Genomic DNA, 14,764 nt, shown 5'->3' with positions numbered 1-14,764 from the left:
CCTCTTTGGGGAGGCTGAGATCGGCTCAGCTAGGCTGCCTCCTCTCGTCCGGTTAACAAAGCTATGCCAAGGGTTAGAAAAAAAGTATCTGTTTTGGCCGCTCGGTAGAGACTGTCTCTCTCCATTGGTCCGCGCAGGCTGAGAGAACTCCGCCTGAATAGAGAGATTCTCTATCGGCGCCGGTTGGAGTCTGATCCGTTTCGGCGCTGGTCGCCGATCGAAACCCGACCCGCCCTTCAGTTGCCTGCGGTGGAGCACGCGGCAGTTGCGCGAGAACCTGATCGCGATACAGGCGCGTGGGACGCCGCCCGGTTCCAGTTCGGTGGGCTCGGAGAACCCGGAAGCTGTTGCGACGGGGAGCTATCCGTTGAACAGGATGTGTCGTGGTGAGGGAAGTTCCACGCCCGGCCCTATTCGGTGGATCTGTGCGAGCGTGTCTTGCTGGCCGGTGAGCGAAAGGACGGCAGGCAACCAAGGCGGCGCAACGTCGCCCGCCAGCTTCCTTGGCGCATAGGAGTGACGCGGATTTGGCGGTATTCCTACTCCCCGGCCGCCATCCTGACCGCCGCCACATAGCCCGGATCGCGGCGCATGCGGAGCCGGTGCAGCCGGCCGTGGGCGTGGGGCCGGTTGGGATGGCGCGCCCGGTAGGTTTCGAGCGGCTTCAGCAGGCGCCCGCCGCCGCCGAGAATCTGATCGGCGTGGGCGACCATGCTGAGGTTGGGCCAGGGCTTCGTCGTGACTCGCAGCAGCTCGGCGAAGGCCGCCTCCGCCTGCTCGACCCCATGCTTGCGGACGAGCGCCAGATAGGCCGTCGCGGTGCTTCGGCTGACGCCGGCATGGCAGTGGACGAACAGGCGGACCTCCGCCTCGCCGCAGCGGGCGATCGCCCGATCGAGGAAGCTGAGAATCGCCTCGACATGGGTGACGGCCGGGCCGCCGGGCTCTGTGTGCGCCGTGTCGCGAAAGCGGAGGATCAGCAGCTCCCGCTCCGGCGCGACGCCGAGACGCGCCACCGCCTCAGGTACCGCCGGGTCGAGGATGCCGATCAGGTGAGTCGGCCGGAACGCCTCCAGATCGGCCCGGATCGTGTGCAGGCCGCCGACCCGGACGGCGAAGTCGGGCGTCGCCGTCAAGACGACCGACGCTTCAGGCTGGCCGCGAGGCGTGCGGCGACCGCCGGCATCGCCTCGGCGGGAACATTGGCGAAGGCGAAGCGGAGATAGTCCTCCTGCCCCGGCCCGAACATGCTGCCCGGCAGGCAGAGCAGGTTCTGCTCCGCCGCCAGCCGGCGCGCGACGTCGCTCGCCGTCTCACCGGAGAAGGGGTGACGCAGATAGGCGAAATAAGCGCCGGCACTGACCAGCTCATAGCCGAGGTCGTTGCGCGCGAAGGCCTCGCGCAGCGCGGCGAGACGCCCGCGCATCAGCGCGGTGTTCTCCTGTCGCCAGGCGCCGAGGGCCGTGAGGCCGCGGAGCGCCGCCTCCTGTCCGATACGCGGCGCGCAGATCGCGACACAGTCCATCGCCTTGGCGATCTCGGCCCCGAGCCGCGGACCGCAGACGACCGCGCCGACGCGATAGCCGGTGAGGCAATAGGTCTTCGAGAAGCTGTAGAGATGGACCAGCGTCTCCGCCCAGCCCGGTTCGGCGAACAGCCCGTGCGGGGCGCCGTCCTGCGGCAGAAAGTCGCGATAGGTTTCGTCGACGACGAGCGCGAGGTCATGCCGCCTGGCGAGGTCATGGAAGGCGGCGAGGACGGGCGGCGGATAGACGGCGCCCGTCGGATTGTTCGGCGTCACCAGCAGGATGGCGCGCGTCCGCGGCGTGATCAGCGCGGCCGCCGCCTCGGGATCGGGAACGCCGCCGCGCTCGGCCCGGAATGGCAAATGCACGGCGCGGATGCCCTGCATCTCCAGCCACATCTGGTGATTGAAGTAATAGGGCAGCGGGACGATCACCTCGTCGCCCGGCGCGGCCAGCGCCATCATCGCGAGGCAGAAGGCCTGATTGCAGCCGGCCGTGACGATCACCTGCTCAGGCGCTATCGGCGCACCATATAGCGCGCCGATGTCGGCCGCGAGCGCGGCGCGCAGAGGGCCGATCCCCTCGATCTCCGTATAGCGCGCGGTAGCCGGGTCGCCGACGAGCCGCGCGAGATGGTCGGTCAAGACCGGCGGCGGCGGATAGTCCGGCACCGCCTGCGCCAGATCGATCAGCGGCTTGTCGGCAGGAAAATCGCGGCCGGCGATCCAGCCTTGCGCCTCGGCGATCGGCGGCGCGGCGACGGCAGTGAGCAGCGGATTCGGACGGAGCGGCATGGCCGATGGTTTAGAATGTCCAACAGACCCTGTCCACGGTCTGTTGGACACTCTGGGCGAAGGACGACCGCCGCGGCGGCAAACGGGGCCGCCCGATCAAGACCCTATCCGCGGCAGCCGCACATCAATCATGCCGACTGAACCGGCCGATCCGGGCGTTCGGCATCAGCCGGCGAAAATCCTCGGCACTGACATGGATCAGGCTGCAGTGATCGCCCGCCTCGAAGAAGACGTCGCGCTGGGCTGCCAGATCGTCCTCCATGACGACGTCGAGGCCATAGGCAGCCCCGATCGGCGGAATGGCGCCGAGCTCGCAATCCTGGAACAGGGTCCCGACCTCGTCCTCCGTAGCCAGGCCGAGATGCCGGTCGAGCCAGCGATGCACCTCGCCGAGCTGGATGTGATGCGAAGCGGGAACGATCGCCAGCAGATAGCCCCTCTCATCCTCGAGCACGACCGTCTTGGCGACGCGGTCGTCAGGCAGATGCGCCGCCTCCGCTGCCGTCGCCATCCGCATCGCCCGGGGGTGGCTCACCACCTCGTAGGGGACGCCCTGATCTTCCATATATTTCTGCAATGTCATTGCGACTGCCATGGCTTACCTCCTCGCCTGGGGCAGCTCCATTTCGGCGTCATAACACCGCCGAGACGCCGCTTGGGAGCCGGCTTGCTCTCCGCTGCCTGCGGTTCCGCGGGCATTCTGGCGCTCTCTTTGAGTCAAGAGCCTACGCTTCCTGGCGGTTCCATACCAACAAATGATTCCCGTTCGTTGGAACCCCGATATCGGCCGCCTGTTTCCCAGGGAGCGGACGAGAACGCCACGCGATGAGACAAGCGTTTCCTGAGGAGGTCGTCATGGCCGGCAAGACAGAGCGCGACACGCACGAAGCCTCTCCGAAGAAATCGCCGGAGAAGCAAGATCGGGACTTCGCCCGCCAGGAGGAAGGCCTGATGGGCATCACCAAGCCCGGCACGGACAAGGAATCGGTGCAGAAGCGGCAGGCTGAGAAGGCGAAAGCGCGCTGAGCCACCCCCTCTCCCTTACGGGGTGAGGGGGGTGAGTCCGCATCACGATGTCTTACGAGCGCAACGCCTCGATGTCCCGATAGAGCTCCAGCGCCTCTGGGTTGGCGAGCGCCTCGCGGTTCTTGATCGGGCGTCCGTGGACCATGTCGCGCACCGCGAGCTCGACGATCTTGCCGCTCTTGGTGCGCGGGATCTCGGCGATCTGGATCACCTTCGCCGGAACGTGACGCGGCGTCGCGTTGCGACGGATCTGCGCCTTGATCCGGTCGACGAGGCCATCGTCGAGCGCGAGTCCCGGCCGCAACTTGACGAACAGCACGACGCGCACGTCGCCCTGCCAGTCCTGGCCGATCACGATGCTTTCCTCGACCTCCGGAAGCTGCTCGACCTGGCGGTAGATCTCGGCCGTGCCGATCCGCACCCCGCCCGGGTTCAGCACGGCGTCGGAGCGGCCGTAGATGATGATTCCGTCATGCTCGGTCAGTTCGACATAGTCTCCATGATGCCAGACGCCGGGAAATCGCTCGAAATAGGCGGCGTGGTATTTGGCACCTTCCGGATCGTTCCAGAACCCCAACGGCATCGTCGGGAAGGGTGCAGTGCAGACCAGCTCGCCCTTCTCGCCGCGGACCGGCCGACCCGCCTCGTCCCAGACCTCGACTTTCATGCCGAGGCCGCGCGTCTGGATCTCGCCGCGCCAGACCGGCGCGATCGGGTTGCCGAGCACGAAGCAGGAGACGATATCGGTGCCGCCGGAGATCGAGGACAGGCAAACGTCGCGCTTGATGCACTGATAGACGTAATCGAAGCTCTCCGGCACCAGCGGTGAGCCCGTGGAGGCGATCGTCCGCAAGGCTCCCAGATCATGGCTGTCGATCGGCCCGATCCCGGCCTTGCCGCAGGCGTCGATATATTTCGCCGAGGTGCCGAAGAAGCTGCAACGCTCAGCCTCGGCGAAGTCGAACAGGATGTTGCCGTTGGGATGAAAGGGCGAGCCGTCATAGAGCAGCAGCGTCGCCTCGGAGGCCAGGCCGGTGACGAGCCAGTTCCACATCATCCAGCCGCAGGTGGTGAAATAGAACTGCCGGTCGCCCGGCTTGATGTCGGAATGCAGCCGATGCTCCTTCAGATGCTGAAGCAGTGTTCCGCCGGCGCCGTGGATAATGCATTTCGGCACGCCGGTCGTGCCCGAGGAATAGACGATGTAGAGCGGATGGTTGAACGGCAGCAGCGCGAATTCGATATCCCCGGCCGGATACGGCGCGACGAAATCCTCGAGCATCACGGCGTTCGGAATGCCGTCCAGCGGCGGCGCCTCGCGCGTGTAGGGCAGGACCACGACCTTCTCGACGCTCGGCAGCTCGGGCAGGAACTCCTGCACTCGGGCCAGCGAGTCGTGTGTCTTGCCGTTGTAGATATAGCCGTCGGCGGTGAACAGCAGGCGCGGGCCGATCTGCCCGAAGCGGTCGACGACGCCGCGCACGCCGAAATCGGGCGAGCAGGACGACCAGATCGCGCCGAGACTGGCCGTCGCCAGGGTTGCGACGATCGTTTCCGGCAGGTTGGGCACGAAGCCGGCGACCCGGTCGCCGCGCTGGATGCCGAAATCCTTCATCGCGCGGGCGAGCCGCGCGACTTGGTCATAGAGTTGGCTATGGCTGATCCGCCGCTTCACCCGGTCCTCGCCCCAGAACACCAGCGCGTCGCTGTCGTCGCGGCGGCGCAGCAGGTTCTCGGCGAAGTTGAGCCGCGCCTCGGGGAAGAAGCGGGCGCCCGGCATCTGGTCGCCGTCGCGCAGCACCGTGGGCCCTTGTGTCTCCGCGATCACGCCGGAGAACGACCAGACCGATCGCCAGAATTGCTCCGGCGCCTCGATCGACCAGCGGTAGAGCGCCTCGTAGTCGGGAATGTCGCGGGACCAGTCGGCCGCCGCCGCGCGCATGAACGCCGTCATGTTGGCGCCGGCGATCCTTTCCGGCCCAGGCGCCCATAGAGATTCCGTCACGCGTATCCTCCCTTTCCACCTGCTGCTCGGGACAGACCGTAAATTTATCACGCCCTGACGATCCGAGCGCGGATCGTTCCGGACGGCAAAGCGTTATTAACATACCCGCAAGAAAACGCACCGGACTCGTGTCACCGATATTCGATAGGAGAAACCGGCAGCGGATCGGCAACACCTCGTGCCGACCCGGAGTGGGACGCGACCGAAATCCAGGCAGGAGGCAAGAATGAAGCATCGATGGGCACGCGCCGGAACCGAGCCGACACTGGCCGAACTTCTTTCCGACCCGATCACGCATCAGCTTCTGAAGCGCGACCGGCTGAGCCCGGAGATGGTCTGGTCCGCGATCCGCGTCGCTCAGGATGCCATGCGTCGCCGCACCCTGCGGGTGGTCGGCCCGGCAGGCGAGCCGGACAAGCACGGCTGCGAAGCCGCCTGACTCGTCGCCTGACTCGGGGCGAAATCCGCTTCCGGATTCCGCGGGGCTCACCGCAGCAGGGGCAATGAGAGTTTTACCGGAGCCTGTTACTGTTCCGGCCGATGACGCAGCTCGACCGGATCGTCCCGAATCTTTCGACGCGGACTCCGTCCTCTATGGCGGCCTTGTGGATGACGGGCGCCGCCTTGTTCTTTGCCGGGCTGAGCGGCGTGATCCGCCATCTCACCCACGAGATGCATCCCTTCGAGGTCGCCTTCTTCCGCAACCTCTTCGGGCTCGCTTTCCTGTTGCCCTGGCTTTGGCGCGCCGGCCTGGGGGCGCTGCGCACCGAGCGGCTTGGCCTCTATGTCTGGCGCGCAGTGATCGGCCTGACGGCGATGCTGACCTCGTTCTCGGCGCTTGCCCTGCTGCCCTTCGCGCAGGCCGTGGCCATCAGCTTCGCGGCGCCGATGTTCGCGACGATCGGCGCCGCGCTGATCCTGCGGGAGGTGGTGCGGGCGCGGCGCTGGACGGCGACCGTAATCGGATTCGCCGGCGTGCTGATCATCCTCCGCCCGGGAACCGAAGGCCTCACCGTCGGCGCCGCGCTGGCCCTTCTGTCGGCGGCGATCTCGGCAGTCTCGGTGCTGATCATCAAGCATCTCTCGCGCACCGAATCGAGCAACGCGATCGCCACCTATATGGTGCTGCTGATGACGCCGATGTCGCTGCTGCCGGCGCTGTTAGTCTGGACTTGGCCGGAGCCGGACCTCTGGTGGCTTCTGGTCGGGATGGGCGCGCTCGGCACGCTCGGCCATCTCTGCTACATCCGCGCCTTCGCCCTGGCCGACGCCTCGGCGGTGATGCCCTATGACTATACCCGCTTGGTCTTTGCCTCGATCATCGGCTATTTCGCCTTCGCCGAGCTGCCGAACCTGTGGACTTGGAGCGGCGCCGCAGTGATCGTCGGCGCTGCGATCTACATCGCCCGTCGCGAGGCGAGGCTCAGCCAATCGGCGGCAACCCAGGCCGCCGCGTCGGCCGGCGCCGTCGTGATCGCCACTCCGGCACCTTCACCACATCGGGAGGACCACCGGGGCTGAGTGGCGGTCAAGAAACCATCAGGTGGCGGTTTCGCTAGACCGCGGCGATGCATCCGCGCCAGTGTCACCCGAGTCCGTGTCGGCGAGCGCGTCCCTGGCGCGGGCGCGATGCCGGTCGGTGATGTGAGGTGTCACCGTGCGGATCGCGGCATACAGGATCGCCGCATCGTCGGTGAAGCCGAGCAAGGGCACCAGATCGGGCAGGACGTCGAACGGCAGGACGAAATAGGCCAGCGCGCCGTAGAGTACTGCCCTTACCTGCAATGGCGTCGCCGGATCGATCGCGCAGTAATAAACCACCACGGCTTCCTCGGCGAACGGAACCCGGCGGGCATAGCGGCGCAACTTGTCCCAGAATCCATCCTCGACCCGCGCCTTGTCGCGTGCCAGCTTCTCCGGATCGTAAGGAACGAGGCTCTTCTGCGTCATGGAATATGATATAAGGCGGGATCGATGCGGTGCAATGCCGCGCCGCCCGGCCGCGACCGTCGCGAAACCGTGCGAACGAAATATACTGGGAGTCGGAGACTCAGGCCTTTGCCTCGGCCGGGTGATACATGTATACAGTATACAACCGATGAACGGCGCCAACGCTGGCGCAGCGCTCCTGGACTCATTGCGTTCCCCGCCTATTCGCAGAGTTGGACGATAATCCAGCAAGAACGGATCGAAAGCACGTCGACGTGGTTGGCTAAAGAGGCCCTCCTCAGGAGGCCTTCTGGAGGCGCTCAATGAATGATGTCGGACCATTCCGCGACGGAATCCTTGAGGAAGAGAGCACGCCTGTGGAGGCGCCTCGCGCCTTCAATGCCCGGCCGGATGGCGGCCTCGACCCGGTGATCGCGGAAATGCCGGTGCCGACCATCATCACCGACCCCAACCTGCCCGACGATCCGATCGTCTCCGTCAACAAGGCATTCCTCGACCTCACCGGCTATTCGGCCGACGAGGTGCTGGGCGAACGCTATGACTTCCTGTTCGGGGCCGGCGCCGACCCGGCCGTGACGGCCCAGGTGGACGACGCGCTTCGCTGCAACAGGGACATCGTCGTCGATCTGCAGACCTACCGCAAAGACGGCACGCCCGTCCGCACCGCCCTGTTCGTCACTTCGATCTTCGACAGGCAGAACCGGCCCATCCATCGCCTCGCCTCCTATATCGAGCATCGAGGCACGCGCGGGGGACCGGCGGAGATCGACGGCGTGAGACCTGGAGGCGACGCATTCCCCAGCCTCGCCAACGACGCACGGGAAATGATCGAAGCCAACAGGCGGCTGGTCGAGGCGAACTGCGCGCTGCAGGAGACCGCCCGCGCGACCGAGCGGCTGCGCGCGGAGGCGGCGTCGGCCCGGCAGGCGCTGGACGCCGTCCTCTCGAGCATCAGCGACGGGTTCATGACCGTCGACCGGGCATGGCGCTTCACCCGGGTGAACGCCAAGGCCGCGGCGATCGCCGGGCTGGAGCCGGAGGTCATGATCGGCCGCAATGTCTGGGACCTGTTTCCCGACACGGTCGGCACGCTGCTTCACCGGAAGGCCCATTTTGCCGCCGCAAGGCGGACCCCCGTCGAATTCGAGTATTTCTGCCCGCGGCTCGATCGATGGTTCGAATATCGGTTCTATCCCTCGTCGGAGGGGCTCACCGTTCTCGAGAACGACATCACGGCCCGGAAGGCGGCGGAGCGGCGGCAGCGGGTTCTGACCGCGGAGCTTCAGCACCGCGTGAAGAACAATCTGGCCCTGATCCGCTCGCTCTCGACGCGGACACTCCGCCGTGCCAGGTCGTTGGAAGATTTCGCCGCGATCTTCGAGGGGCGCCTGCACGCGCTGGCCGTGACGCAGTCGTTGCTCAGCCGCGGCGGCGCGGAAGAGGTGGACCTGCACGAGCTGCTGCTGGACGAGTTGCTCCCCTACGACGCGCGGGAAGGAGAGAATCTAGAGATTCACGGGCCGGAGGTCCTCCTCAAGCCGAAGACGGCGCAGCTTCTCGGCCTCGTCTTCCACGAGCTGGCGACGAACGCGATGAAATACGGCGCGCTCGTGGCAGGCGGCCGGATCGAGGTCACCTGGACGATCGAGCCCACGGTCGACGGCGGACGGCTCGATTGGCGCTGGATCGAGGCCGGCGTTTCGGATATCGACCGTTCCGCAAGCGCCGGTTTCGGCCGTGACCTCGTCGAGCGCGGCGTGCCCTACCAGCTCGGCGGCGCGTCCCGCTTCGAGATCGGCAGCGACGGCATCCGCTGCGTCATCCAGGTGCCGCTGACCGAGAATGTCGGCAAGCTGCGACCGGGTGAACTGGCCGGACAATGAGCATATCCGAGCTGGACGGCCTTCGCATCCTGTTGGTCGAGGACGAGTATTTGCCAGCCGTCGAAGTCGCCGAGATGCTGCACCTGCTGGGAGTCGAGGTGATCGGCCCGGTGCCCGATCTCGACAGCGCGCTCAATGCGGTAAGTGACGAATTGCTGGACGGCGCGATCCTCGACGTGAACCTGCGCGGCGAGGCGGTGTTTCCGGTCGCCGAGCGGCTCCTTGCCCGCAATACTCCCTTCCTGTTCGCCACCGGCTATGACGAGTGGGTCCTGCCGGAGAAGTTCCGGGACCATCCGCGCCTGACCAAGCCGTTCGATCGGCTGTCGCTCGAGCGCGTCACCGCTGCGGCGCTCCGCCGGGTCAACGGCGGGTAGCCACCCTTTTACCACGACACCCCGTCGCCAGCGCGGCGCCAGTCTGCTATGACCGGGCCCTCATTGCGCATTCGAGAGGAGCGGAGAGAGTATGGATATCAAGGGTCAGGCGGCGCTGGTCACCGGCGGCGGGTCCGGGATCGGCGCCGATGTGGCGCGGGCGCTCGCCGGAGCCGGCGCCAAGGTGGCCGTCCTCGACGTCAATGAGGAAGGTGCCGCCGCCGTCGCCGCGGAGATCGGCGGGCTGGCGGTCGGCTGCGACGTGAGCGACGCCGCCAGCGGCGAGGCCGCGATCGCGCGCGCCCGCGCCGCTCATGGCCCCGCCCGCATCCTGGTCAACGTCGCCGGCATCCTGATCCCGGGCCGGATCGTCGGCCGCGACGGTCCGCTGCCCCTGGACAACTTCGCCAAGGTCATCAACGTCAACCTGATCGGCACCTTCAACATGATGCGGCTCGCCGCCGCCGACATGGCCGGGCTGGAGCCGCTCGCCGATGGCGAGCGCGGCGTGATCATCTCGACCTCGTCGGTCGCCGCCTATGAGGGCCAGATCGGCCAAGCCGCCTATGCTGCATCGAAGGCGGGGATCGCCGGGCTGACCCTGCCGGCCGCCCGCGATCTGGCGCGGTCGGGCATCCGCGTGCTGGCGATCGCGCCGGGCCTGATCGCCACGCCGATGATGCTGACCCTGCCGGAAGAGCTGCAGAAGAGCCTTGGCGATTCGGTCCCCTTCCCGAGCCGCCTGGGCCATGCGCATGAGGTTTCGCGCCTTGCCCTGCATATGGTCGAGAACGTCCTGCTCAACGGCGAGGTCGTGCGGCTCGACGGCGCGCTGCGGCTGGCGCCGAAGTGACGGCCTGTATCCCGCATGCAGTCGAAGGTTGCGGTCTTGGGCCAACCAGTGAAACTTTCCTGCGGCCGCGCTTGGCGTTGGTGCCAAGCCTGACTAAGTACAGACTATGATGAGTGCTCATAAATACGCCCTGCCCGGCCGCTTCTCCGCGCCGCCCAGCCTCGCCGACCTCGAGGAGATCGCACAGCAGGCCTATGCGACGATCCCGGAGGAGCTGAGCCGCTTCGTCGGCGACGTGGTGATCCGGATCGAAGAGTTCCCCGATGCCGAGACCGAGCAGGAGATGGAGCTCGAAACGCCGTTCGACCTCCTCGGCCTCTATCGCGGCGTCGCCCTCAACCACAAGAGCGTGATGGACGTGTCGAGCGACCTCGACATGATCCTGCTCTATCGCAGGCCGCTGCTCGACTATTGGTGCGAGAGCAGCGAGGATTTGACGCATCTCGTGCGCCATGTGCTGATCCACGAGATCGGCCATCATTTCGGCTTCAGCGACGAGGATATGGAGCGGCTGGAAGCGGAGGCTGAGGTCGAGGACAGCCGGCCGCACAACTGAGTCAGCGGCCGAGAACCGCTCCTACCCGCCGGCGTAGATCCGGCAGAAGATCCTCGGCGAACCAGGGGTTCCTCTTCAGCCAAGCCGTGTTGCGCCAGCTCGGATGCGGCAATGGCAGGAAATCGGGGAGAAAATCCCGCCAGGCGCGCACCGTCTCGGTCATGGTCGATTTTCGCGCCGCGCCGAGATAGTGAGCCTGCGCATATTGTCCGACCAGCAGGGTCAGGGCGACATGCGGGAGCCGCGCCCGGATAGCCTCATGCCAGAGCGGCGCACATTCCCGCCGCGGCGGCTTGTCGCCGCCGTTCCGGTCGACGCCGGGATAGCAGAAACCCATCGGCACGATGGCGACCCGGCTCTCGTCATAGAAAGTCGCGCGGTCGAGCTGCAGCCAGTCGCGCAGGCGGTCGCCGCTGCGGTCGTTCCAGGGGATGCCGCTTTCATGGACCCGCGTCCCCGGCGCTTGGCCGACGATCAGCAGCGGGGCTGCCGCATTGGCGCGCACCACCGGCCGCGGACCGAGCGGCAGATGCTCCGCGCAAAGGCGGCAGGCGCGAATCTGCCGCAGCAGCTCGGTCAGCGACGGCTCCCCGCTCATCGGTCCGACAGCAGCCGCTCGACGAAGTCCGGCACGATCCGGGTGGCCGGACCGAGGCGCCGCTCGGCGAAGGCGCTTGGCCCGGCGGACGGTTCCAGGTTCAGTTCCACCGTATGGGCGCCGGCCGCCAGCGCCTCCATGGCGAAGCCGGCGGCCGGATAGACGGTGCCCGAGGTGCCAATCGCGACGAACAGGTCGCAATCGGCCAGTGCCTGATAGATCCGATCCATTTCCAGCGGCATCTCGCCGAACCAGACCACATGTGGGCGCAAACCGCCCGTTGAGTTGCAGCCGGGACAGAGAGTCGTCGACTCGAGGTCGTCGCGCCAATCCATGATTCCGGCGCAGGCGAGGCAGCGCGCCTTGAACAGCTCCCCATGCATATGGATCAGCTTCTCGCTGCCGGCACGCTCGTGCAGATCGTCGATATTCTGCGTCACCAGAAGGATCTCGCCCGGCCAGCGCTGCTCCAGCGCGACCAGCGCCCGATGCGCCGCGTTGGGCGTCACCGCCGCCTCGCGCAGGCCGCGGCGGCGGGCGTTGTAGAACGCCTGCACGCGCGCTGGATCGCGGGCGAAGGCCTCGGGCGTTGCCACGTCCTCGATCCGCACGCGGCTCCAGAGACCGTTGGCATCGCGGAAGGTATCGAGGCCGGATTCCTTGGAGATTCCCGCGCCGGTCAAGATCACGATACGGCCGTCGCGCGGCGGAGAGCCGAAGTCGGACCGAGTCATCACATCCGGCTCAGCTCATAGCTCCGTTCGGCCTGGTAGATCGCGCCGCTGTGGCTGAGGAAGCTGGAATAGAGGGTGAAGTGCGTCACCTCGAACGGCTCGCTGCGGAACAGGCTGTGGCGTGCCAGAAAGTCCGGCAGCTTCGGAAGCTTGACGCCCTTGGGCCGGGCAAGGGTCACATGCGGCGTGAATTTCTGGCCGTCGGGTTCCAGGCCGGCGCGCACGACCGCCGATTCGATCTTGTCGTGCAGATGCTGCAAGGCCGGCTCCCGCGCCACCCCGGCCCACAGGGACCGCACCTTGCCGCCGCTGCCGAAATGGCCGACGCCGGCGAGCTGGAGTCGGAAGCCGGGCGCCCGGATGCCGGCCAGCGCCGCATCGATGTCCTCGACGACCCCACCATCGACATCACCGATGAATCGGAGGGTGATGTGGAAATTCTCCGGCGGGACCCAGCGCACGTCCGGCAAGCCGGAGCAGAGCAACTGCAACTGCCAGCGCAGATTTTCCGGAAGGGAGAGAGCGACGAACAGGCGCATGAAAGACGAACCCTCCGAAGTGACAGGAACAAGAGTCTAGCACACGAGCCGACGGTGCCGCCCGCATCCGATCGGTCAGGGACAGGGATAGGTGTAGACGCGGTGGATCGCCTCGATCCCGTCCAGGACCTCCTCCGACAGTGTCACGTCGATACTCGCGATGTCCGTTGCAAGCTGCTCGAGGTTGGTCGCGCCGATGATCGTGCTGGTGACGAACGGCCGGCTGGTGACGTAAGCGAGCGCCATCTGCGCCGGATCGAGCCCATGTTCCCGGGCGAGAGCGACATAGGCCGCGGCGGCGCCTTCCGCCTGCGGACCGCGATAGCGCTGGAACTGCGGGAACCTGGCAAGCCGGGACCCGGGCGGGTTGGCGCCGCCGAGATATTTGCCGGACAGCACGCCCATCGCCAGCGGCGAATAGGCGAGCAGGCCGCATTGCTCGCGCACCGCGACCTCGGCCAAGCCGACCTCGAAGCTGCGGTTCAACAGGCTGTAGGGGTTCTGGATGCTGACCATGCGGGGGCCACGGCCATCCTCGGCAAGCGCCAGGAACCGCATCGCGCCCCAGGCGGTCTCATTCGAGAGGCCGATCGCGCGAACCTTGCCGCTTCGCACCAAATCGGCCAGCACATCAAGGGTCTCTGCCAGCGGCACGCTGTCGGCCTCACCGTTCTCGTCATAGCCGAGCTGACCGAAGATGTTGGTGTCGCGGTCCGGCCAATGGAGCTGGTAGAGGTCGATATAGTCCGTCTGCAGCCGCCGGAGGCTCGCCTCCAGCGCGGCCGGGATGTGGCGGCGGTCGAGCCGTGGCTTGCCGTCGCGGATATAGGTCAATCGCTCGTCCGGCCCGGCAACCTTGCTCGCCAGCACCAGCCGGTCGCGCCGCCCATGGCGCTTCAGCCAGCTTCCGATGATCTCCTCCGTCCGGCCATAGGTCTCGGCGCGCGGCGGCACCGGATACATCTCCGCCGCATCCCAGAAGGTGACGCCATGGTCGAGCGCGAGATCCATCTGCCGATGGGCCTCGGCCTCGGTGTTCTGCTCGCCCCAGGTCATCGTTCCAAGGCCAATTGCGCTCACCTGCAGATCGGTGCGGCCCAGGCGGCGATACTCCATTCTTCCTCCTTCCGGGGTTTGGCCGCCGCGGACGCGGCTGGTCGAGGACGGGAAAACGGGCAAGGCCTGGATATAGCCGTAACGGGGGCTCGGTCAAACCTTGCCTTTGGCTATTTTCTGCTAGCTTTGGCCCTTGGGCGCCCTTCGGTCGAGACTCTCGATGACCGGCAGCAGATGGGGCAGGATCCGTTCGACGATCACGGCGACGCCGCCGCGGTTCGGGTGGATGCCGTCAGGCTGGTTGAGCGCAGGATCGGTGGCGACGCCGTCGAGAAAGAACGGGAACAGCGCGACGTCATGTTCTTCCGCCAGATCCGGATAGATGGCATTGAAGGCCTTGCCGAACTCGGGCCCGAGATTCGGCGGCGCCAGCATGCCGGCGAGCAGCACCGCGACGTCAGCCTCTCGCAGGCGGGTCAGGATCGCGTCGAGATTGGCCCTGGTTTCCGCCGGGTCGAGGCCGCGCAGCCCGTCATTGGCGCCCAGCTCGAGGATGACCAGGTCCGGATCGTCGGCCAGCGCCCAATCGAGCCGGGCAAAGCCGCCGGCGGTCGTGTCGCCGGAGACGCCGCCATTGATCACCTCGGCCTCGACCCCGGCCTCGGCCAGTGCCGCCTCGAGCTGCGCCGTGAAGCCGTCTCCCTGGGGCAGGCCGAATCCGGCGGTGAGGCTGTCGCCGAAGGCCAGGATTCGGACCGGATCGGCCGCGGCCGGCGCCGCTGCCGCCAAGGTCGGGACAAGCATCACGAGCAGCAACAGGCCTCGAATATTGAAACGAGCGGTCCAGGCGCCATATCGGATGGACGC

General features: G+C 66.7%; 17 protein-coding genes. 7 read left to right on the top strand and 10 right to left on the bottom strand.

The features are described from left to right. Positions 1-539: 539 nt before the first annotated feature. The 3 genes from DT069_RS12855 to DT069_RS12845 form a co-directional block, all read right to left on the bottom strand. On the bottom strand, positions 540-1,136 hold the full coding sequence (locus DT069_RS12855; RefSeq protein ID WP_119460693.1) for a protein-tyrosine-phosphatase: 597 nt from the start codon (positions 1,134-1,136) through the stop codon (positions 540-542). Beyond that, entirely contained in the window at positions 1,133-2,320 is a 1,188-nt protein-coding gene (locus DT069_RS12850; protein ID WP_119460692.1) for an aminotransferase, read from the bottom strand. The genes DT069_RS12855 and DT069_RS12850 overlap by 4 nt, the downstream gene beginning before the upstream one ends. A 124-nt stretch (positions 2,321-2,444) precedes the next feature. Further along, positions 2,445-2,915: an aminoacyl-tRNA deacylase gene (locus tag DT069_RS12845; RefSeq protein WP_119460691.1), complete on the bottom strand. Its 471-nt coding sequence runs from the start codon at positions 2,913-2,915 to the stop codon at positions 2,445-2,447. A gap of 260 nt (positions 2,916-3,175) precedes the next feature. Between DT069_RS12845 and DT069_RS12840 the strand changes: the two genes are divergently transcribed. Further along, a complete protein-coding gene (locus tag DT069_RS12840; protein WP_162913171.1) occupies positions 3,176-3,346 on the top strand; it encodes a hypothetical protein in 171 nt (56 codons plus the stop codon). 52 nt (positions 3,347-3,398) lie between these two features. Here the strand turns inward: DT069_RS12840 and DT069_RS12835 are convergent, their stop codons facing one another. After that, complete coding sequence (locus DT069_RS12835) at positions 3,399-5,351, bottom strand: acetoacetate--CoA ligase (protein ID WP_425450199.1); 1,953 nt, start codon at positions 5,349-5,351, stop codon at positions 3,399-3,401. Positions 5,352-5,577: 226 nt separating this feature from the next. Here DT069_RS12835 and DT069_RS12830 point away from each other — a divergent pair, with 226 nt between their 5' ends. Together DT069_RS12830 and DT069_RS12825 are read left to right on the top strand one after the other, a co-directional pair. After that, on the top strand, positions 5,578-5,790 hold the full coding sequence (locus DT069_RS12830) for a hypothetical protein (protein WP_119460689.1): 213 nt from the start codon (positions 5,578-5,580) through the stop codon (positions 5,788-5,790). Positions 5,791-5,891: 101 nt separating this feature from the next. Continuing rightward, on the top strand, positions 5,892-6,872 hold the full coding sequence (locus DT069_RS12825) for a DMT family transporter (RefSeq protein ID WP_119460688.1): 981 nt from the start codon (positions 5,892-5,894) through the stop codon (positions 6,870-6,872). An 18-nt stretch (positions 6,873-6,890) separates the two neighbouring features. Here the strand turns inward: DT069_RS12825 and DT069_RS12820 are convergent, their stop codons facing one another. Continuing rightward, positions 6,891-7,301, bottom strand: coding sequence for a YkvA family protein (locus DT069_RS12820; RefSeq protein WP_119460687.1), 411 nt, complete (start codon positions 7,299-7,301; stop codon positions 6,891-6,893). 302 nt (positions 7,302-7,603) lie between these two features. On the opposite strand from DT069_RS12820, the gene DT069_RS12815 reads away from it, so the two are divergent. The 4 genes from DT069_RS12815 to DT069_RS12800 all read left to right on the top strand — a co-directional run bounded on the left by DT069_RS12815 (position 7,604) and on the right by DT069_RS12800 (position 10,970). Next, a complete protein-coding gene (locus DT069_RS12815) occupies positions 7,604-9,184 on the top strand; it encodes an HWE histidine kinase domain-containing protein (protein WP_119460686.1) in 1,581 nt (526 codons plus the stop codon). Continuing rightward, positions 9,181-9,561 carry a response regulator gene (locus tag DT069_RS12810; protein ID WP_119460685.1) on the top strand — a complete coding sequence of 127 codons (381 nt, stop codon included), beginning with the start codon at positions 9,181-9,183 and terminating at the stop codon, positions 9,559-9,561. The genes DT069_RS12815 and DT069_RS12810 overlap by 4 nt, the downstream gene beginning before the upstream one ends. 91 nt (positions 9,562-9,652) lie before the next feature. Beyond that, the gene (locus DT069_RS12805; RefSeq protein WP_119460684.1) at positions 9,653-10,414 is read left to right on the top strand and encodes an SDR family NAD(P)-dependent oxidoreductase; all 762 of its coding nucleotides are present in this window, start codon (positions 9,653-9,655) and stop codon (positions 10,412-10,414) included. A 106-nt stretch (positions 10,415-10,520) separates the two neighbouring features. Continuing rightward, complete coding sequence (locus tag DT069_RS12800; protein ID WP_425450198.1) at positions 10,521-10,970, top strand: metallopeptidase family protein; 450 nt, start codon at positions 10,521-10,523, stop codon at positions 10,968-10,970. 1 nt (position 10,971) lies between these two features. Here DT069_RS12800 and DT069_RS12795 read toward each other — a convergent pair whose 3' ends face one another. The 5 genes from DT069_RS12795 to DT069_RS12775 all read right to left on the bottom strand — a co-directional run bounded on the left by DT069_RS12795 (position 10,972) and on the right by DT069_RS12775 (position 14,704). Further along, positions 10,972-11,568 carry a uracil-DNA glycosylase family protein gene (locus tag DT069_RS12795; protein ID WP_119460683.1) on the bottom strand — a complete coding sequence of 199 codons (597 nt, stop codon included), beginning with the start codon at positions 11,566-11,568 and terminating at the stop codon, positions 10,972-10,974. Next, the gene (gene cobB / locus DT069_RS12790) at positions 11,565-12,302 is read right to left on the bottom strand and encodes a Sir2 family NAD+-dependent deacetylase (protein WP_119460682.1); all 738 of its coding nucleotides are present in this window, start codon (positions 12,300-12,302) and stop codon (positions 11,565-11,567) included. The genes DT069_RS12795 and cobB overlap by 4 nt, the downstream gene beginning before the upstream one ends. Further along, positions 12,302-12,841, bottom strand: a complete 540-nt coding sequence (thpR, locus tag DT069_RS12785) for an RNA 2',3'-cyclic phosphodiesterase (RefSeq protein ID WP_119460681.1) — start codon at positions 12,839-12,841, stop codon at positions 12,302-12,304. The genes cobB and thpR overlap by 1 nt, the downstream gene beginning before the upstream one ends. A 75-nt stretch (positions 12,842-12,916) precedes the next feature. Beyond that, positions 12,917-13,957 (bottom strand): NADP(H)-dependent aldo-keto reductase, encoded by a 1,041-nt coding sequence (locus DT069_RS12780; RefSeq protein WP_119460680.1) that lies wholly within the window; start codon positions 13,955-13,957, stop codon positions 12,917-12,919. A 120-nt stretch (positions 13,958-14,077) separates the two neighbouring features. Continuing rightward, positions 14,078-14,704: an arylesterase gene (locus DT069_RS12775; protein ID WP_425450210.1), complete on the bottom strand. Its 627-nt coding sequence runs from the start codon at positions 14,702-14,704 to the stop codon at positions 14,078-14,080. Between the last annotated feature and the right edge of the window lie 60 nt (positions 14,705-14,764).

Source organism: Virgifigura deserti (genome assembly GCA_003576685.1).
Lineage (GTDB): Bacteria > Pseudomonadota > Alphaproteobacteria > Dongiales > Dongiaceae > Virgifigura > Virgifigura deserti.
The sequence above is the reverse complement of the archived record's forward strand: the minus strand, read 5'-3'. Positions and strand labels throughout refer to the sequence as shown.